Origin of the sequence: Methylacidiphilum infernorum V4 (assembly GCF_000019665.1) — a bacterium.
GTDB lineage: Bacteria > Verrucomicrobiota > Verrucomicrobiia > Methylacidiphilales > Methylacidiphilaceae > Methylacidiphilum > Methylacidiphilum infernorum.
Window position 1 is genome coordinate 214,044 of the sequence record NC_010794.1, and the last position, 18,453, is coordinate 232,496.

Here is an 18,453-nt window from a genome sequence, read left to right on the forward strand (position 1 = left end):
AAGTCAACAATGAACGACGCAATGGTTATTTTTATTGTCAGTACCCTTGTTAAAATCATCCTGGTAGTAGGGATACTCTTGGGTGTTGTGGCTTATACGGTTTTGGCCGAGAGGAAAATTTGTGCGGCTATCCAGGATAGAGTGGGGCCTAACCGGGTGGGACTTCCTTTTTTAAAAAGCCGTCTTTGGGGGTTGGGGCAACCTATTGCTGATGCCTTCAAGCTCATGCTTAAAGAACAATTTGTTCCTCGTGTTGTAAAAAAATTTTATTATTCTCTAGCCCCTTTTTTTGTCATTGTTCCCCCCTTGATTATTATCGGGTTCATTCCCTTTGCTTCCATAGATCCGGTTACCCTTTCTTCTTTAAAAATAATTATACCTCAACCAGGGGTAATTATCAATTCGGGAACCGGGGTTCTCTGGGCGTTTGCCATTAGTTCGCTCAGCGTTTATGGGATTGTTCTGGCCGGATGGTCTTCTAATTCAAAATATGCTTTTCTTGGAGGGATACGGTCTACCGCCCAGATGATCTCTTATGAGGTGGCTTTGGGCTTTTCGATCATTCCCGTTTTTCTTTTAACGGGCAGTTTGAATTTTTCAGAAATTGTTCAGTACCAGATTGAACACGGCTGGTTGCTCTTTCCTTTTCTGGGTAAACATCCAGATTTTCGACTGTTTGTCTTTTGGCCCTTTCTTTTTCTTTCTTTTTTGATTTTTATGGTGGCTTTGTTTGCAGAAACGAACCGCGCTCCCTTTGATCTCCCCGAAAGCGAACAGGAACTTGTCGCGGGATATAATACCGAGTACGGAGGCATGAAATTCGGCATGTTTTTCTTGGGGGAATATGCCGCGATGATTGCGGCCAGTTCTTTGATCATCACCTTATTTCTCGGAGGGTGGAGCTTGCCTTTTGGTTGGTTATCTGAAGGGAAAAGTCTTGGAGTCATTTTGCTCCAGGCCCTTGTTTTCTTGTTAAAAATACTGATTTTTTTGTTTCTCTTCATATGGGTTCGATGGACGTTACCGCGCTTTAGGTACGACCAACTCATGAATCTGGGCTGGAAGATTTTTCTTCCCTTGGCAATGGTGAACATCGGATGTGTAGCCACTCTCTTGGCTTTCATTAAATCTCCCTAAATATCCTCCTCTTTTGGGTTTTGGAAGAAAACAGGAAAAAAATAGGAAGAAAATAAAATAGGCTGTATTTTTTTTAAATTTTTTAAGGCTTTAAAATTTTTTTTTGTGGGAAATTTTACTTTTTTTTGAATTGTATGATGATTTTAGAAACTTTTTGTTTTCATTTTTTTGTATTAGAAAATTTAAAAAATTGGAGGAACCTTTAGAATTGGCACCGAACGACTCTATCAATAATATAAGTAAACTTCCCGAGGTGGCTCCGCTCACAATCCTCGAAAGAGCATGGATCAGCGGTTATTTAGCCGGTATAATGGAGTATGCCAAAGCAGGAGCTCCCCTTCCTTCTATTCCCAAGTGGGCTCCTATTTCAGAAACAGCCAGGCAATGGGCTGAACAATTTATATTCAATCTGCTTGTTTTCTCTCCCCTTCCGGAAGAAGAAAAAAAAGAAGAACTTTCAATTGCTCAAACTCCACCTCAAACAACGATTAGGATTTTTTATGGAAGTCAGACGGGAAATGCTGAAGAACTGGCAAAAAGGATGGGTAGAAAACTTCAATCCGTCAATTTTCCCGTAACCGTTATCGACCTTGCTGATTATAAAAGCGTGGATTTAACAAAAGAATCGTATGCATTGTTTTGTGTAAGTACTTTTGGGGAAGGGGAGCCTCCAGACAATGCACGGGAGTTCTGGGAATTTTTATCCTCCCCCCAAGCGCCAAGGCTGGATAATCTAAAGTATGCCCTGCTGGCCCTAGGAGATTCAGCCTATCCTGATTTTTGTCAAGCGGGTAAGAATATAGATAAAAGATTGGAAGAACTAGGTGCTCAACGAATTTTCCCGAGAATCGATTGTGACGTCGATTACGAAGAGTCGGCATCGAAATGGATTGAAAATGTTTTCGAAATATTACCTCGGACTTTACAGGTTAACGTTGGAGAAAATAGGCATGTAGGAGAATTAAGGGAAGAAGGTCCAAAAACCCTGGCCTCTCCCTCTCTTGCCCCAAAAATACCCCAAGCTCCCTTTACCAAGCACAATCCTTTCCCTTCCAGGGTGTTAGAGAACAGGCGGTTGACATTGATGGGGTCTGAGAAAGAGACAAGGCACATAGAACTTTCCTTGGAAGGCTCGGAACTTTGTTATCTACCTGGAGATGCGGTTGGAGTCTATCCAACAAACTGGCCTGTACTTGTCCAGGAAATTATAGAAACCTTGGGATATACGGGAGAAGAAATTGTCCCCACGCCAAGTGGTGAAAACGTTCCCTTGAGAGAGGCTCTTTATCGATATTATGAGATAAATTCTATACTGGATGACTTTCCTAAAAAAGGGATCGGGGCGGTTGAACTTGTTCAAAACTTGAGATCTCTTTCTCCAAGATACTACTCTATTGCTTCCAGTCCAAAAGTACACGAGATGGAACTCCACCTTACTGTTGTGGTTGTAAGGTATATTCAGCATGGCCGCTGGAGAAGAGGAGTATGTTCGAACTTTCTGGCTGAAGCTACACCCAAGGTGCCTATCCCGATCTTTATTCGGCCGAATCCTAATTTTAGGCTACCTGCCGATCCTTCGATCCCCATCATTATGATTGGACCCGGGACCGGGATTGCTCCCTTTAGAGCTTTTTTGCAGGAAAGGGCAGCAATAGGGGCGAAAGGAAAAAATTGGCTTTTTTTTGGAGAACAACACCGTTCTACGGATTTCTTTTATCAAGAGGAATTAGAAAATTATCTTAAAGAAGGCATATTGACTCGGCTTGATACCGCTTTTTCTCGTGATCAATCTTATAAAATTTATGTTCAGCACCGCATGCTCGAGAAGGCGCAAGAGATTTGGGCATGGCTTCAGGAGGGAGCTTTTATTTATGTGTGTGGAGATGCCCATAGGATGGCCAAGGACGTTGACATCGCGCTTCACCAGATATGCGAAAAGGCCGGAGGTCTCTCTAAAGAGAAAGCGCAAGAGTACATGCAGAATTTGCGCTCTACAAAAAGGTATTTACGTGACGTCTACTGATCACCGTCCAACTAGGAGCTGTTTATTGCTTGGCTTGATTCACGATTAAAGGAGGATGAGGAAAGGCTAAATAGAGAGGAGGAAGATCCCATGGACTTTGCAATCTGGCATAATCCGGGACCGAAAGGATAACAATTTTGGGCTTGGAAGAATAGGATATCCACCGGATCAGTTCGACTAACTTCTCTTTTTGCATCGCCACGCAACCTGAAGTAGGAACATGTTCTCCATAGCGTTCATGAAGAAAAATAGCACTCCCTAGTCCGGGTATAGAATCCGGATAATTATGTTCTATAAAGACCATCCATTCTAAGTGAGGATCTTCTATCCTCAACCTCTGTTTTTCAAACCAATCTGGAGGAGAAGTGCTATCTTGAATAGTGACGAGATGGTTGTAGTGTGCAAGCGTTGGATCTTCCACCCAGGCATCCAGGGAGGTCTTCTTGTGATAGAGAGGCCACTGGCTTCCAGGAGGTAACTCGTCGGCAATGCCCATGATCAGCCCCAAGTTGAAAATTCCTGCAGGGGTTTTCCCATCCCCTTCTTTTTTCTGTTCCCCTTGCTGGGGCTCGTGCAGACCTTTTCCCCAACTTAAGCCGTTTCTACCAATGAGAACAGGAACAAAATCCGAATCAGCAATCCATTGTTCCCCCTCGCCAATTCTTTGAAAAAATCTCATGTAACCTTCAAAAACATTTGAAGAAGGAACGACAACGGTAATGAGCTGTTGGATGGGGAATTTTTTCTGCAACATCTTTTCGATCTTATCGGCAAGATATAAAAGGAAAAGAGAAAAAATCAGGAATACGGAGAGGGTCGTTATGCCCAAAATCCAAACCCGGTTTTTAGATTGAATCCTCATAAAGGGTAGGCAATCAATATCTAAAAATAAAAATGCTCTATAATAACGCAACGGAGAAGTGATTGTCTCTTGACTTTGGACCTTCCCAGGTTTATTTAAAATCAAGGACTTAAGACATATATGCTGACAAAGGTTGGGGCTGCTTTAGGGGCATTGGTTCTTGTTCTGTTATCCTACTTAACCCTGTCTCAAACTTACCACGCCCACCAGTTGCAAAAAGCCAAGAATGAATTTTCTTCTGTCTTCAGTTCTTCTCTTGCCTCTCTCCCCCAAGAATCGGAACAACAGAATAGAATGAGTCAAGTTCAAGGTCTTTTGTCCGATCCTGCTCATGCTTCAGAGTCTACTATTTTACAGCTACAAATGGCGGCTAGTAATTCTAAAAGCTATGCCCAGTCAATTCGTCGGGTCATTGACCAGGTCCGTATGAAGCAAAACGAAATTGCTTCACGTTACCATGTGAATGCCGATGATCTCATTTCCGTTCCCCAAGCCTTGAAACTGGAACAACTCTCAAGTACGGCCGATGGAGCTGATCAGTTTGCTCAATTCGTCGAAGCCCAGATCCCTCTTGTTCAAAAAGCCATTAGCCAAGGGAGAAGGGGAGAAAACCAGCCTTCTTCTGGCGAGCAATCCAGGAGCAATGCTTCTAATGGCGTTTTCCAGGGATCTACGGCTGCCTCTTATTCTTATCCTCCTCCTTATTATCCTTATTGGTATCCTCCTTACTGGGCTTATTCTCCATGGGTTTATGGCCCTTATTGGTGGGCACCCTTGTGGTATCCCTGGTATGGCTGGGGTTGGGGTTGGGGAATAGGTTTAGGGTTTGGTTTTTGGGGAGGGGGATGGGGGATCGGTTTTGGTTTGGGCTATCCCCTTTTACCGGGAATTTCCTTGGGATTCTTTTTTGGCAGGCCTTGGTGGGGGATGCCCTGGTTTTCTGTGGCTAATTTTAATAGAACGACGATCATTAACAACAATACTTTCATCAATCGAAGTATCACTTCTTCGACCAGAAATTTTAATTCCTTTGGTAATGGATGGAATAGATTTGGTGGACAAAACAGCTGGGCGGCCCATAATTTTGGACAGGCTTACAACATGGGACTTGCCCAACGGAATTTTGCTACGCAGCCTTTTAATTCCGCAAGAAATTCTTCTTCTTTCTCCCGTTTTTCTCAACCTTCAGCCTCCTCGTCCCGATTGGGGACTTCTCCAGTTCAACGGGGAGCTTCTTGGGGAAGGTGGGGAGGGCCAAGCATGAGCGGCTATGGCAGAACCTTCAATCATGGAGGACCCGCTTTTCATGGTTATCCGGCAGTTAGAGGACCTATCGGCGGTGGCCAGGTCGGGGCCTTTCATGGAGGAGGGTTCCGCGGTGGCGGGGGATTCCATGGGGGAGGAGGATTGCATGGAGGAGGTTTCCATGGTGGAGGGTTCCATGGCGGGGGCGGGTTCCATAGGTAAGATAGATCAGGGCCAATGTTGGACTGTTTCTTTGTTTTCCCATTGAATAAAAATAGAAAACTTAAAAAAAGTTTGTCTTTCAACAGGTTCACCATTAGCTATTTCCTAAAAAGAGAGGAGCAAGCTTTTTAAAAACGGCTTTAAGAGCTGGAGCTTGATAGCAATCAAAAAGGATATGTTTTAAATTCTGGTGGCTAACTGCTGTTTTCTTAGAGAATCAGGGCGCTCGACTGTCTTTTTTTCTTTCGGATAAACCCCTGTTCTGAACAGCCGTTGAAAATCCAAACCATATCGACCACCTTTCTTTTTCATTAGCTGTTTGGAGATAAGAAGAGAAATCCTCTTTTGACTTTTTTTCTTTAGCTTGTTGATCCGCTTTTGATTGAGAAATTTCTTTGTAGGCCGCTTTTGCCACACGGATACAGTTTTTAAGCATAAGCTTAATCCATGGAGAAACTAAAAAGTTATTTTCTTTATCTTGTTCAGGGAATTTAGGCAAAGCCCTTTTTTTGTGGGCTCTTTCTTGGGCTTTGGCGGCCATTTTCTGGGCTGCGTTCGCCGTTTCAGAAATTTGCTTTTGAGATTCGGTCTCATCAAGACTGTTTTTCTGCTTTGGATTTTTACCGGAGGCAGGTTTGCCGTCTTTTTTATCGCTTGGAGAGAAATTTTTTTGGGTGGACTGATGAGTTTGTTTGCTATTTTTCCTTATTTTTTCTGCTTCATCCGGTAGGTTAGACGGTTGGAAATATCGGTATATTTGTTTTGCCCAATGGGAAAGATTTAAAAAGAGGGAATGAAGAGATTTGGCGCAATCGGCAACATCTTTCCAATTGATGAACCCTTGATCAAAGTCTATTTTTTTATTGATGTTCCACAAGGGATGAAATTGGGCATGGAGTTGGTAATTTCCTCCTTCGGTCGCCGTGATTTTTACATGAAAATGTTTATAATCCATGGGGTATTTCCTTTTTGTTGCTTAAAAAAAGAGTGAGACGATAAGCCCAACAATAGGATGGAATTAGGGATGATTTCGATGGCGGTATAAAAGAGAGGGTCTAAAATTTATTTTCTCCATGGTTCAGGATATAAAAAGGGCGGAAATTGCTTTGGACTTCAAAAACAAGCCTGTTTTCTTTTTGGTAGGATCTACGGGTATAGGAAAGACTGCAATTGCTCATCGCATCGCCGATGAAATAGGTCTTTCTCTCTTGTCAATCGATTCGATGCAGGTTTACAGAAAACTCGATATTGGGACAGCGAAGCCCTCTCTTAGCGAACGGATCCGTTATCGTTATGGGGGGATCGATCTCGTCGATTGGAAAGATTCATTTAATGCCTTTCTATTTGTCCAGCAGGCTTGCCATTATTTAGCCAAAGAATGGGAAAACCGTCGCGGAGTTCTAGCCGTTGGCGGCTGTGGGTTATATTTCCGGGCGATGACCCGGGGTCTTTGTAATGCCCCTCCCGCCAATTTGCAGCTAAGAACAGAACTTGAAAAAATGGATAGGATAACCCTTCTTGAAAGGTTAACAAGGATTGATCCTTCGGCAGTTGCTTGGGTAGATTGTTCAAATCCCAGGAGAATCATAAGAGCGATAGAGGTGAAAGAAACTTCGGGTATTTCCCTGATCGAGTGGCAAAAAAAGACGACTTTACCTCTCGTTACTCCATTCCTTGCTTTCTGGATAGATCGACCTCAACCCGAAGCAGAAATCCGCCTGCGCCGTAGAATTAAAAAAATGTTTGAAAGGGGATGGGAGGAGGAGACTTTAATGCTGATTGAAGAGGGGGGAATGGAAGCTGTCGAAAAATGCAAGGCTATTGGGTACAAGCTCATCGGACAATTCTTGTTGCAAAAGAGAAAAAACCGGGAGGAACTTGAAGAGGCGATATACAGGCAACAACATGGCTATGCGAAGAGGCAAAAGACTTGGTTTAAAAAAGAACCTTCCTTATGTTATTACCTATTGAAAAATCCTGAAGAGGAGTATCGTTTTATCAAAAGTTGCATAGAAAAAATAGCTTTTTTTATTCGAAGAAATCACCAAGATTTTCTTTATTGATGATGGGAAGAAAAAAAGGAGTTATAAACTATAAAGCATGATTGCAACAGTTGAAGAGGCAAGACTGGAAAGAGGAATTCTTGTTGGGCTGGATAGAGGGGAAAGAGATTTTGAAGAATCTTTTAAGGAATTAGCGCAGTTAGCCTCTTCTGCAGGAGCAGTGATCGTTGAAAGACTGGTCCAGAAGATGTCTTCTCCCACTGCTCCTTATTATATCGGTAAAGGAAAGGCAAAAGAGATCGCCGAAATTTGCAGGCAAAAAAAGGTTTCTTTCGTGCTTTTCAACGAGGAGCTTTCACCTATCCAGTGTCGGAACTTAAGTTCTCTTTTCGGCTGCAAAGTTCTTGATAGGACACAGCTCATTTTAGATATATTTGCGCAAAGGGCGAAAACCAGGGAAGGGAAACTTCAAATTGAATTAGCCCAACTGCTCTATCTTCTTCCCCGATTGACTCGGTTGTGGACCCATCTTTCCCGCCAAACGGGGGGCATTGGCACACGGGGACCTGGAGAAACCCAACTTGAGGTTGACAGGCGGCGCATACTGGAAAAGATCCATAGGCTCAAAAAAGAGCTTGAGGAAGTAAAAAAAACGCGTTTTATCCAAAGAAGCAGTCGGCAAAAATTTCCATGGCCTACGGCTTGTCTTGTAGGGTATACGAATGCGGGAAAATCGACTTTGTTTAACCGCCTGACTAATGCCCATGTTTTAGTCGAGGATAAGCTTTTTGCAACCTTGGACCCTACTATCAGGCTTTTCGAATTCTCGGGCGGATATAAAATATTTTTGTCGGATACTGTTGGTTTTATTCAAAAATTGCCCCATCATTTGATTGAATCCTTTAAAGCCACATTGGAAGAGGTTACAGAAGCTGACTTATTGATACACCTTGTAGATGTTTCTCATCCGTGGGCTGAAACCCAGATTAACGAAGTCAACAAGGTCTTGGAACAGATTGGGGCCATTCACAAACCGACCATCTTGGTTTGGAATAAGATCGATTTGGTCAATACGAGCGGATTGATCAAGAGAAGGATCGAAGAATATCCAGGAAGTGTCCCCATTTCGGCGGCAACGGGGTTTGGATGTGAAAATCTATTGGTTAAAATCGAAGAATGGTTAAAATCCCAAAGACGGTTTCTTTCTTTAAAGTTACCCCTTGAAAGAACAGATATTGTTGCAAAATTGCACCGTATCGGTTCGGGAATCGTGACTGATTACCAACCCGATGGAATTTGGGTATACGGCTGGATACCCCTTTCTCTTAGCTCTTTTTTAGAACAATTTGATGGGGCTGCGGGGGTATATCGAAACGGTATCTCTGAAAGTCATTAAAGTTTAATGGGTTTTTAGCTCTCGGTTTTTTAATTACTCCTACTTATGATCCATCCAACGGCGATTGTTAGTTCTAAGGCCGAAATCGGCAAAAATGTATCCATCGGCCCATGGGCAATTGTTGAAGAAGGCTGTTTTATTGGTGATGAATCGGAGATTAGGGCTCATGCGGTAATTACCGGCTGCAGCTACATTGGACAAAGAAACCAGATCGGTTATGGAGCCATCATTGGGGCAGAACCGCAGGATGTTTCCTTTAAAGGGGGTAGTTCTTCCGTGCTTATCGGCAATGACAATATTATTCGTGAATATGTGACCATACACCGGGGTTCGGCTCAATCCTCGATTACAAAAATCGGTAACGGTTGTTTTTTGATGGCGGGCAGTCATGTTGCCCATAACTGCTTGTTGGAAGATCAAGTTGTTCTCGTTAACAACGTGCTGCTTGCCGGTTACGTTCACGTGGAAAGGAAAGCGTTTTTAGGAGGAGCAGCGGTAGTCCATCAACATGTCAGAATAGGGGAGTTAACCATGACTCGGGGGCAGACCCGCATTGGGAAAGACCTTCCTCCCTATTTCATGGCTGTGGATACCAACGAGGTTTCCGGAATTAATCGAGTAGGATTAAAAAGGGCGGGGATATCCGAAGAAATAAGAAGAAAAATAGAAGAGGCGTATAAAATTCTTTACTTTAAAGGACTTAACGTTTCACAAGCTTTGGAGATGATTGAGAATATCAGCGACTGCTCCGAGATAAAAAAACTCGTGGCTTTCATCCGGAGCACGAAAAGAGGAATTTGCCTAGCCCGAAAGAAAAAAATAACCGAGGAAGAATAACCTTTTGCCCTTTCGGTTCTTTTTAAAGGAGCCGGATTTTTTAGAACCCCTCTTTTTCTTTTAGAGAAACCGTGGGTAGAGTCTCCCTTCGTTTTTTTTACTAAAACTTTAAACCAGTTCCTCCAAGAGCCAAGGAGCTAACAACCGCTTGGATTGCCAGGGCCCTTTGAAAATAGAAAAAGATAGGATGGGGATGCATCCGAATATTTAAGATTCTTTATGAAGCGTTGGAGAAGCTTTTTTCAACGCTGCTTTTAGTTTCATATTCAAAATAGGCAATGGGGAATGCTCAGTCAGTCCTTTCCCATGATCTTGTTGCGCAAGCTCTTACGGCTATTGGGGCAATGAATTTGAATTTTTTAACAGCTCTTATCTTCCTCATGGTAACTCCAAAAAAAGACCCCATCCAGCCTAAGAATGGCTACTTTTGAGAAGGTGATCCTTGGGTCGGCGGGAAGCGTCTACAAGCTCATTGTCGGGAAAAGAAGGCTATTGCATTTTCCTTTTTTTTTACCTTTTTTAGATTCTTTTTAGGGCCACTCTTGGAAGCGCTCTTTCTTCTTGGAGGGATGAGTCCTTCCGTTCAATGATCTTGATTGAACCCAAAGAGCGAGAAAATAAAGGGGCATTAGAACTGGAGGATCGAATAGCAGGGAAAGGGAAAGAGCCTTTCCCTGCCTTTTAAATTGGATAACTCTGCAAGAAATCCCAGTTCCATCAAGTTTCCGCCGCATTTTTCTACCAACAAGGCTGCCGTACGCGCCGTGTTTCCCGTGGCCAAAACGTCATCTACAATCAAGATGTTTTCACCCTTGGATATGGCATCCTGGTGTATTGTCAGGACTTCTTCCCCATACTCGCTTTTGTAATGCAGTTCATAGGTTTTGTAAGGTAATTTCCCTTTCTTCCGAATGGGGATAATACCTACTCCAAGAGCATGAGCAAGGGCTCCTGCAAAAATAAACCCTCGGGCATCAATTGCCGCTATTTTATCAATCTTTTTCTTTTGATAACGGGCAATGAATATGGTCAAGATTAGCCTGAAAAACTGCCCTTCTCCAATGGCTGGGGTAATATCCTTAAACATTACTCCGGGACGGGGAAAATCGGGAATCGTCCGAATTTTTTCCTTTAATCTTTCGATTGAGCTACTTAAAACAAAAGTCATGGAAAAGAGTTTTCCTCTTTTTTTTATTCCGTTTTTAAGGGTTGTTTTGTTGGGAAACGGTTCTTTCCTTTTTCTTGTTTTTCTAGCTCCTTTCGAATTTTTCGTAAAGCAATATTTTGAAGTTGCCGAATTCTTTCCCGGGTAACGTGAAATTCCTTGCCAATTTCCTCTAATGTCATCTGTTCGTTGCCTTCCAAACCAAACCTAAGACTTAATATTTTTCTCTCTCTCTCGTCGAGCTTAGGAAGCAATTCCATGATGGTATTTTTAAGGTTTTGATCGAGAACAGACTGGTCGGGACTTGCTGCAGATTCATCCTTGACGAGCTCACCTAAAGCAGTCCCATCTTCTTCTTCACCGACGGTAGCATCAAGAGAAGCTGGTCTTATGGCTATTGTTCTGAGCTCAGCAACCTTCGTAGTGGACATGCCCAATTCTTCAGCCAGTTCTTCATCCGTTGGGTCTCTTCCAAGAATTTCGGACAGTTGCATGGCAACTCTCCTCATCTTGGCTATCTTGTCAACAAGATGAACCGGGAGTCGAATCGTCTTGCTTTGATTCGCTAAAGCTCTTTTGATCGACTGTTTGATCCACCATGCAGCATAAGTGCTGAGTTTTCCTCCTTTTGAAGGATCAAAGCGGTCTACAGCTTTCATAAGACCGATGTTCCCTTCCGAGATCAAATCGGGAAGAGGCAGCCCGCTATTGGCATAGTCATGGGCTATTTTAACAACAAGGCGTAGGTTGGCTTGGATCATTTGGCGTCTTGCCTCTTGATCGCCTTGTTGTATTCTTTTAGCCAATTCCACCTCTTTTTCCTTTGTTAAGAGGGGAATTTGACTTATTTCCCTTAAATAAAGCTTGAGTGCAGAATCGTTATTATCCATTTCTAATTATTGATACGCTTAGAATTATTGAAAAGTTGAGAAGGTAAATACGTAATTTAAGAAATAACTTTCGTTATTGGAGAGATTACACTACCAAAAGAAAACAAAGGTTTTCGTTTTTACTTTAAATAATAATAAGTGGGGATGAGAAATCAAGAAAAAATTTTCAATAATGATTAAATTATTCCTCCGGCAAATTTTTTTGCTTGTTCTGCAAGGGCGGTACTCAAGTACCTTTCACCGGTACTAGCGGCTATAGCTACGATTAATTTTCCTTTGTTTTCCTTGCGTTTTGCAATTTCTAAAGCAGCAAAAACAGTCGCTCCGGAAGAAATTCCCGCTAGGATCCCTTCCTCGGAAGCAAGTCTTTGAGCTGTAGCAATCGCTTCTTGGTCAGAAACAGTAAAAACCTCGTCAATGATTTTGAGATTTAAATTCTTGGGGACAAAGCCCGCTCCAATACCTTGAATTTTATGGGGGCCGGGTTTTAAGGGTTCTCCGCGAAGAGTTTGAGTAATGACCGGGGAGGCCGAGGGTTCTACGGCAACCGAATATAATGAAGGTTTTCTTTTTTTAATCACTTCACTTACTCCCGTGATGGTGCCTCCGGTTCCGACTCCTGAAACAAAAATATCGACTTTGCCGTTGGTATCGTTCCAGATCTCTTCAGCCGTAGTTTTCCTATGGATTTCCGGGTTTGCGGGATTTTCAAATTGCTGAGGAATCCAACTCTTTTCCATTTTCGATGCGATTTCCATCGCTTTTTCGACCGCTCCTCTCATCCCTAGTTGTGCAGGAGTGAGTATGAGCCTAGCCCCGAGCAGGGCTAAAAGAGTCCTGCGTTCTATGCTCATACTTTCAGGCATGGTTAAAATAAGGGGATAGCCTTTTGCTGCGGCCACGAAAGCAAGGGCAATGCCTGTGTTTCCAGAAGTAGGCTCGATGATAGTAGTCTTTGTATCGATTTTACCTTCTCTTTCCGCTTGCTCGATCATCGCAATGCCAATGCGATCTTTGACGCTGCTTAGAGGGTTAAAAAATTCGCATTTTATGACTACCTCGGCTTCAAGATCCTTGGTCAATTTGTTTAAGCGGACAAGGGGGGTTCTCCCAATGGTTTGAATGATAGAAGGGAAAATGAGCATAGAAATTCTCCAGTAATGCAATAGACTAGATATAGTCAAGAAAATTATAATCAAAATGAAAATATTATCAATGATTTCATTTTCTATGGATATTTATTGAACAAGAAGATGAAAATAGCTTTGTTAAGCGATATTCATGGAAACAAAGAGGCCCTGGAATCGGTTCTTGAAGATCTAGAGGATAAAAGAATAGATAAGGTTTTATGCCTGGGAGACATTGTTGGGTATGGAGCTGACCCTTCCTTTTGCTTGCGAACGATAAGAGAGCGTTCCGATACGATATTGTTAGGCAATCATGATTACTACTGTTCTGTTCCTCAACTGCCGGAAGAAATAGCAAGCAGGCTCAATCCCTTAGCCCTTGATGCGATCAATATGACGAGGAAAATGCTTTCGGAAGAAGAAAAACGGTTTTTAATTTCTCTTCCCTTGATTTGGGAACAAGAAGAGTTGATGGCTACCCATGCCAGTTTTCGTGACCCTAAAAGCTGGCGATACCTTTTATCGGGCGAAGAGGCAAAAGAAAATTTTGACGCTTATCCTTTTCGCATTGGATTTTTGGGACATACCCATATTGTTACTTTGTTTGTGCAAAATACGGATTGTTCTGTCTACCAATTTCGATTTAAAAGGTTATTTCTTAAAAAAAATCTCCGTTTTCTTCTCAACGTGGGTAGCGTGGGCCAACCCCGAGACGGTGATCCTAGGGCTGCATTTGTTGTTTACGATACTGAAAGTTACGAAGCCATTGTCTACAGGATTGCCTATGATATTGAAAAAGCCGCACTAAAGATAAAAAACGCAGGATTGCCCTTGCAATTGGCCGAAAGGCTTAAATGGGGCGTTTAACTGCTTCCCTCCTATAGCCTTTAAAAGGTGAAAATTTTGATCATCAAGCTCAGTTCCTTTGGAGACATAATACAATGTTTTCCTGTAGCCAGCGGATTGGCTAAAAAATTCCCCTCTGCTCGAATTGACTGGGTAAGCTATGATAACTATAGAGAACTGATAAGCTATCAACCCGCAATTAGCCGCATCTATACCCTGCCTCATTATGCTTCGGCTGGAATATTCCCTTCGGTCGTCCACTTTCTCAAGCTCCTTTATGAAATCAAAAAGGAAAGCTATGATATTGTTTTAGATCTTCAAGGCCTTTTTCGCAGTGGGATTCTGTGTGGATTGAGTGGGGCGAAAAGAAAGATAGGCCCATGGAATGCCCGGGAAGGTTCGGTCTTTTTTTATCGAGAAAGGATTATGCCCCCTCCACCACCGGCTCAAGAAAGATACCTGGAGTTTTTACGTTATCTAGGGATAGAGCCCGATCCTTACGAGTTCAACTTGCCCGTTCTTCCACAAGTCTTGAATGTAAAAAATTACGTGGTCGTCCATCCCTATTCCCGTTGGAGATCGAAAATATGGCCATGGAGAAATTACTTAGAGCTGACCAAGAAACTGCCTCAATACCAGTTTGTTTTTATCGGCATAGGCCCCTGGTTCCCGATCAATGATTCCAATTGCATAGATTGCCGTGGAGAAATTCCCTTGAATGTTCTCATGGCGATCATTGGTAATGCTCAAGCCACGATCAGTGGAGATTCCGGCCCCGCGCATCTTTCTGCTGCTTTAGGTTGTCCGACCCTGGTCATGTTCGGTCCCACAGATGCTTCAGAAGCACGTCCCATTGGGAAAAAAGTGATCGTGGTTCAAAGCGATGTGCCCTGCTCTCCATGTTGGCATGATATATGCTTAAACAAAAAATATCCTATGTGTTGCTTATCAGAAATTTCGGTTGAAATAGTTATAAAAAAATTAATGATTCTGATTAAAAATTAATAACGAGTTGAACAATGGTATATATTAATTTTACTTTATTAATTGACTTGACAGGATAGGTATTTTACAATATTAGCTTTTAAAAAGGTTATAATATGAAATCTTCTCATGTAGATCAAGCTTCCAAGAAAAACAAGGAATGGACAGAAGCGGTGGTTATTGAAGAAATCAAAAAATGGCATGCAGCCGGAAAGCCATTGTTTTCCCATTACATGAGAAAACACTATCAAGAATTGCTCGCTGCGGCCGTCCGTTATTTTGGGAACTGGGGCAAGGCGGTTCATGCTGCCGGTTTTACTTATGATGAGATCCGTCGTTATAGAGCCTGGTCTAAAGAAAAGATCATCCAGATGATTCAACAACTCTACCGCCAGGGCACCGATCTTTCTTTTCGATCCATGATGCTCAGCGAATATGCACCGATGGTTTATGCGGCTATACGACCCAATTACTTTGGCAGTTGGAAGAATGCCCTTCTTGCGGCGGGACTAGCTCCCGAGGATATTTATAGGTATAAATCTTGGAAAAATGAAAATATCCTCGAGGAGATTAGGAGGTTGTATAACGAGGGAGCAGATTTGAGCTCTAAGCAGATGGAAAAAAATGCGAGCTCTTTGATCGCCATAGCCAGGCGCAGGTTTGGGAGTTGGTCTGCCGCCGTCGAACAAGCTGGGCTTAATTATGATGCCATTCGTAACCGCAAGAGGTGGTCCAGGGAGCTTATCATTCAAGGCATAAGATCCTTGAAGGATAAGGGTATACCTTTAACCAGCACTCGGGTTAGGGAAGTGGATCCCTCGCTTTTTGCCGCTGCTTGTAAGAAAAGGTTTTTTGGCAGTTGGAAAAAGGCCGTTCAAAGCGCTTTAGTTTAGGATAATCGTTTTGTTGGGAAAAAGAGCCTCCTATTTGCAAGACCGAGGAATAAAGAAGGTAAAACTCTTGCAATTTTTTTTACCATGAGAAAAATTACTTTTCTACTTTAAAAGTTGAAAAGTATTTTCTTTATTCCTCTTTTGCTTTTTTCTTTTTTCCCATTGTCCTTTGCGGCTGAAGTTTCACATTCCTTAAAAACCCACCTCAAGCTCAGAGTGGCGACCAGGAATGATCCCCCTTTTTCCTTTAAAGGGGTCGATGGAGAATGGGAAGGGATAGCGGTTGATTTATGGAGAAGGATTACCGCCGATTTAAGCATCCCCTTTGAGTTTGTTGAACTGCCCGCAGACCAGGATGTGATGATCCACAACCTGGTGAATGGGAAAGTCGATGTTGTTGTTACAGGAATAGGGGTAGATACGAACCTTTTAAAAAGAGTCGCCTTTAGTTATCCATTTCTTACCTCGGGGTTGGGGGTTGCCTATAAATCCAGTCCTGTCAGTTCGTTGCAGGCTGTTTTTCGTTTTATGCTCAGTTCGGAATTTTTGGCTGTCGTTTGTGGAATGGGATTTTTGACTTTTATTGCGGGATTGGGGGTATGGATTTTTGAAAGGAAAAAAAATCCTCATTTTGGAGGAAGTTTTATTCACGGGATAGGGAACTCTTTTTGGTGGGCTGCGGTAACCATGACTACCATCGGTTATGGAGATAAAGTGCCAAGAACCGTGGGGGGAAGGACCGTCGCCATGGTTTGGATGTTCGTCGGTGTTGTACTCCTCTCTTTTTTTACAGCCTGGATTACTGCTGGAGTGGCTTTGGAAAAAGTCAGTTTAGATATAGTCAAGCTTAAAGATCTTTCGCAGATCCGTGTGGCCACGGTAAGAGATTCTCTAGGAAGCTATTATCTAAAGAAAAGACATATTCGGGCTATCCTCTTTAACAATCTGGAAGAAGCCCTTGAAGCTGTTAAAGAGAGGAAAGCCGATGCCGTCCTAGACGAAATCGAAGAGATGCGTTACCTGATCCATAAAAATTTTGGAGGGGAGCTGGAAGTTTCGGATAAAACTTTTGCAAGAATTGATTATGCCTTTGCCTTTCGTCAAGGAGACGACCTCCAGAGGGAGGTCGATGGATGGATTATTGCTCACATCAATGAATTAAAAAGCTACGTATCTCTCCATTAACCTTGAGCTGTCCTCATGCATTCTTTTTAAGTGCGATTGAGAAAGAGAGGGTGCCGCCAATATCTTTTAGCCCCGGGATCTTTAAATCCACCTTGATGGGGGCAATGTTGATTGTTTTATTAGTTCTTTCACCTGTGATTTCTTCTTTTAGAACAGTCGAACACAAGCAAGCACAACGATAAAGAAAAAACCATTCAGTACAATTCCAATAATACAAGAGGGCCTGGAATATTCCTTGAAAGAAAAGCTGACTGCCCCAAAAAGGATCCCAAAAAAATTAGCAACGAGTCCAAGGAATGTAAAGAAGCCAATCAATGCCGAGCTAAATTCAGTTTCGCTTCCACTAGCCCTCAGGATGAGCTCACTAAAAGCCATGACTATCCAATAAAACAGGCTAGAGATGGCGATAAGAAGACTTATTCTTCGACTCCACCCTCCAACATGACCTAAAGATCTTTTTAATGCCTCCTCCATGAAGTTTACCATGGAGTAAAAAAAAATACTATGCAAGAGCATAAATCATTAAAAAAACATTTTATAAAATGTCCAATTCCAATCCCTGGTATTAGGTGCATCCCCCTTCTTCAAAAACTTCGGTAGAGATTGCCGCAAAATCCAACTCTGCTTTCCCATGGTTTAGCGCCGAAAGAAACCTCCCATAAACAATATCTAAAAAAGGCATGGGAGAGAGATAAGATTCAACAAGCTCCCGAACCAAGTTGGCGTCTTTAAAACCCAATTTTAATGTGAATCCGGGTTCGGAGAAGGACTTGTTACATATTAACTGGCCATAATTTTCATACAAGGGAGAGCGAAACAGGGCCTGGTTTACCGCGGAAAGGAGATCCTGGGCGGAAATATTGGCTTTTTGAGCGACGCAAAAGCTTTCGGCTAAGGCTTCCACTACGCTCATGATCAAAAAATTTCCAAGAATTTTTACTATGTTAGCCTTGATGGTTTCCTCGCCGAGGTTCGAATATCCTCGTCCCAGAGCTTGAAAGATAGGGTGACACCGTCTTACAGCTTCAAGCGGTCCAGCGGTCACGATCCATAGTTCTTTTTTTGCAGCGGCATTGGGCCTGCCAAAGACAGGGGCGGAAACAACAATCTGGTTTTTAGAAGCATGCAGGCTTTGAATAACCTGGATTGTGCGAGGGCTAACCGTACTCATGGAAAGATGGATCCCCCCTTCTTTTAAACCATTGATAAGGCCCTCGGCTCCTCCGGTAACTTCGAGCAAGGCTTCATCATTGGCGACCATCGTGATAACGACATCGCAATTTTGAGCTGCCTCTCTAGGACATGAAAAAATTTTCGCACCCATGGAGACAAGCGGTTCAGCTTTATGCGGGGTTCTGTTATAAATTGAAAGCTCTTTGCCAGAAGCCAGAAGGTTTTGGGCCATAGGATATCCCATTCTTCCTGTACCAATAAATCCGATTTTCATGGTATAAATCAATTGCTTGTATGTTAAAAAAAAGAAAAACAATAGATAAAAACCGTTTTTTATTCTATCGTTTATTTTTTCTAAGCCTAACTTCTTTGATTGAGAATGCCTAAAAACTTTTTTTTGTTTTTTGAATGAAGGGTGGTATTAGAACTGCTTAGGTTTTTTTCAGGCAAGAAACTTATTGTTCA

At 42.6% G+C, this 18,453-nt stretch carries 17 protein-coding genes; 10 read left to right on the forward strand and 7 right to left on the reverse strand.

The genetic code is table 11. The features are described from left to right. Positions 1-9 precede the first annotated feature (9 nt). Both MINF_RS00965 and MINF_RS00970 read left to right on the forward strand, forming a co-directional pair. Positions 10-1,137 (forward strand): complex I subunit 1/NuoH family protein, encoded by a 1,128-nt coding sequence (locus MINF_RS00965; RefSeq protein WP_012462557.1) that lies wholly within the window; start codon positions 10-12, stop codon positions 1,135-1,137. A 103-nt stretch (positions 1,138-1,240) separates the two neighbouring features. Then, the gene (locus MINF_RS00970; RefSeq protein WP_012462558.1) at positions 1,241-3,160 is read left to right on the forward strand and encodes a diflavin oxidoreductase; all 1,920 of its coding nucleotides are present in this window, start codon (positions 1,241-1,243) and stop codon (positions 3,158-3,160) included. Positions 3,161-3,182: 22 nt separating this feature from the next. Here the strand turns inward: MINF_RS00970 and MINF_RS00975 are convergent, their stop codons facing one another. Further along, entirely contained in the window at positions 3,183-4,022 is an 840-nt protein-coding gene (locus MINF_RS00975) for a L,D-transpeptidase family protein (protein WP_148205072.1), read from the reverse strand. A gap of 120 nt (positions 4,023-4,142) precedes the next feature. Here MINF_RS00975 and MINF_RS11285 point away from each other — a divergent pair, with 120 nt between their 5' ends. Then, positions 4,143-5,489 (forward strand): hypothetical protein, encoded by a 1,347-nt coding sequence (locus MINF_RS11285; RefSeq protein ID WP_012462560.1) that lies wholly within the window; start codon positions 4,143-4,145, stop codon positions 5,487-5,489. A gap of 217 nt (positions 5,490-5,706) precedes the next feature. On the opposite strand, the gene MINF_RS00985 is transcribed toward MINF_RS11285, so the two are convergent. Then, on the reverse strand, positions 5,707-6,444 hold the full coding sequence (locus MINF_RS00985; RefSeq protein ID WP_048810008.1) for a hypothetical protein: 738 nt from the start codon (positions 6,442-6,444) through the stop codon (positions 5,707-5,709). Between the two features lie 118 nt (positions 6,445-6,562). Here MINF_RS00985 and miaA point away from each other — a divergent pair, with 118 nt between their 5' ends. The 3 genes from miaA to lpxA are packed head-to-tail and all read left to right on the forward strand — an operon-like array spanning position 6,563 to position 9,725. Further along, positions 6,563-7,552 (forward strand): tRNA (adenosine(37)-N6)-dimethylallyltransferase MiaA, encoded by a 990-nt coding sequence (gene miaA / locus MINF_RS00990; protein WP_012462563.1) that lies wholly within the window; start codon positions 6,563-6,565, stop codon positions 7,550-7,552. 37 nt (positions 7,553-7,589) lie between these two features. After that, a complete protein-coding gene (hflX, locus tag MINF_RS00995) occupies positions 7,590-8,888 on the forward strand; it encodes a GTPase HflX (RefSeq protein ID WP_012462564.1) in 1,299 nt (432 codons plus the stop codon). Between the two features lie 45 nt (positions 8,889-8,933). Further along, a complete protein-coding gene (gene lpxA / locus MINF_RS01000) occupies positions 8,934-9,725 on the forward strand; it encodes an acyl-ACP--UDP-N-acetylglucosamine O-acyltransferase (protein ID WP_012462565.1) in 792 nt (263 codons plus the stop codon). Between the two features lie 628 nt (positions 9,726-10,353). On the opposite strand, the gene MINF_RS01005 is transcribed toward lpxA, so the two are convergent. The 3 genes from MINF_RS01005 to cysK form a co-directional block, all read right to left on the reverse strand. Continuing rightward, complete coding sequence (locus MINF_RS01005; protein WP_012462568.1) at positions 10,354-10,893, reverse strand: adenine phosphoribosyltransferase; 540 nt, start codon at positions 10,891-10,893, stop codon at positions 10,354-10,356. 23 nt (positions 10,894-10,916) lie between these two features. Beyond that, positions 10,917-11,780, reverse strand: coding sequence for a sigma-70 family RNA polymerase sigma factor (locus MINF_RS01010; protein WP_012462569.1), 864 nt, complete (start codon positions 11,778-11,780; stop codon positions 10,917-10,919). 176 nt (positions 11,781-11,956) lie between these two features. Beyond that, positions 11,957-12,925, reverse strand: a complete 969-nt coding sequence (gene cysK / locus MINF_RS01015; protein ID WP_048810009.1) for a cysteine synthase A — start codon at positions 12,923-12,925, stop codon at positions 11,957-11,959. A 108-nt stretch (positions 12,926-13,033) separates the two neighbouring features. Between cysK and MINF_RS01020 the strand changes: the two genes are divergently transcribed. The 4 genes from MINF_RS01020 to MINF_RS01035 all read left to right on the forward strand — a co-directional run bounded on the left by MINF_RS01020 (position 13,034) and on the right by MINF_RS01035 (position 16,815). Beyond that, on the forward strand, positions 13,034-13,774 hold the full coding sequence (locus MINF_RS01020; RefSeq protein ID WP_048810411.1) for a metallophosphoesterase family protein: 741 nt from the start codon (positions 13,034-13,036) through the stop codon (positions 13,772-13,774). 27 nt (positions 13,775-13,801) lie between these two features. Beyond that, on the forward strand, positions 13,802-14,758 hold the full coding sequence (locus MINF_RS01025; RefSeq protein WP_012462572.1) for a glycosyltransferase family 9 protein: 957 nt from the start codon (positions 13,802-13,804) through the stop codon (positions 14,756-14,758). Between the two features lie 95 nt (positions 14,759-14,853). Continuing rightward, positions 14,854-15,630, forward strand: a complete 777-nt coding sequence (locus tag MINF_RS01030; protein ID WP_012462573.1) for a homing endonuclease associated repeat-containing protein — start codon at positions 14,854-14,856, stop codon at positions 15,628-15,630. 114 nt (positions 15,631-15,744) lie between these two features. Beyond that, the gene (locus MINF_RS01035; RefSeq protein ID WP_012462574.1) at positions 15,745-16,815 is read left to right on the forward strand and encodes a transporter substrate-binding domain-containing protein; all 1,071 of its coding nucleotides are present in this window, start codon (positions 15,745-15,747) and stop codon (positions 16,813-16,815) included. A 147-nt stretch (positions 16,816-16,962) separates the two neighbouring features. On the opposite strand, the gene MINF_RS01040 is transcribed toward MINF_RS01035, so the two are convergent. Beyond that, complete coding sequence (locus tag MINF_RS01040; protein WP_238523509.1) at positions 16,963-17,301, reverse strand: hypothetical protein; 339 nt, start codon at positions 17,299-17,301, stop codon at positions 16,963-16,965. Between the two features lie 79 nt (positions 17,302-17,380). Next, positions 17,381-18,262, reverse strand: a complete 882-nt coding sequence (locus tag MINF_RS01045; protein WP_048810412.1) for an NAD(P)-dependent oxidoreductase — start codon at positions 18,260-18,262, stop codon at positions 17,381-17,383. Positions 18,263-18,453: the final 191 nt, after the last annotated feature.

Excerpts from the sequence above, each read along its gene's own strand:
- MINF_RS00965 (WP_012462557.1), top strand. The coding sequence starts at position 10 with ATGAACGACGCAATGGTTATTTTTATTGTCAGTACCCTTGTTAAAATC.
- MINF_RS00975 (WP_148205072.1), bottom strand. The coding sequence starts at position 4,022 with ATGAGGATTCAATCTAAAAACCGGGTTTGGATTTTGGGCATAACGACC.
- MINF_RS11285 (WP_012462560.1), top strand. The coding sequence starts at position 4,143 with ATGCTGACAAAGGTTGGGGCTGCTTTAGGGGCATTGGTTCTTGTTCTG.
- MINF_RS00985 (WP_048810008.1), bottom strand. The coding sequence starts at position 6,444 with ATGGATTATAAACATTTTCATGTAAAAATCACGGCGACCGAAGGAGGA.
- miaA (WP_012462563.1), top strand. The coding sequence starts at position 6,563 with ATGGTTCAGGATATAAAAAGGGCGGAAATTGCTTTGGACTTCAAAAAC.
- hflX (WP_012462564.1), top strand. The coding sequence starts at position 7,590 with ATGATTGCAACAGTTGAAGAGGCAAGACTGGAAAGAGGAATTCTTGTT.
- lpxA (WP_012462565.1), top strand. The coding sequence starts at position 8,934 with ATGATCCATCCAACGGCGATTGTTAGTTCTAAGGCCGAAATCGGCAAA.
- MINF_RS01005 (WP_012462568.1), bottom strand. The coding sequence starts at position 10,893 with ATGACTTTTGTTTTAAGTAGCTCAATCGAAAGATTAAAGGAAAAAATT.
- MINF_RS01010 (WP_012462569.1), bottom strand. The coding sequence starts at position 11,780 with ATGGATAATAACGATTCTGCACTCAAGCTTTATTTAAGGGAAATAAGT.
- cysK (WP_048810009.1), bottom strand. The coding sequence starts at position 12,925 with ATGCTCATTTTCCCTTCTATCATTCAAACCATTGGGAGAACCCCCCTT.
- MINF_RS01020 (WP_048810411.1), top strand. The coding sequence starts at position 13,034 with ATGAAAATAGCTTTGTTAAGCGATATTCATGGAAACAAAGAGGCCCTG.
- MINF_RS01030 (WP_012462573.1), top strand. The coding sequence starts at position 14,854 with ATGAAATCTTCTCATGTAGATCAAGCTTCCAAGAAAAACAAGGAATGG.
- MINF_RS01040 (WP_238523509.1), bottom strand. The coding sequence starts at position 17,301 with ATGGTAAACTTCATGGAGGAGGCATTAAAAAGATCTTTAGGTCATGTT.
- MINF_RS01045 (WP_048810412.1), bottom strand. The coding sequence starts at position 18,262 with ATGAAAATCGGATTTATTGGTACAGGAAGAATGGGATATCCTATGGCC.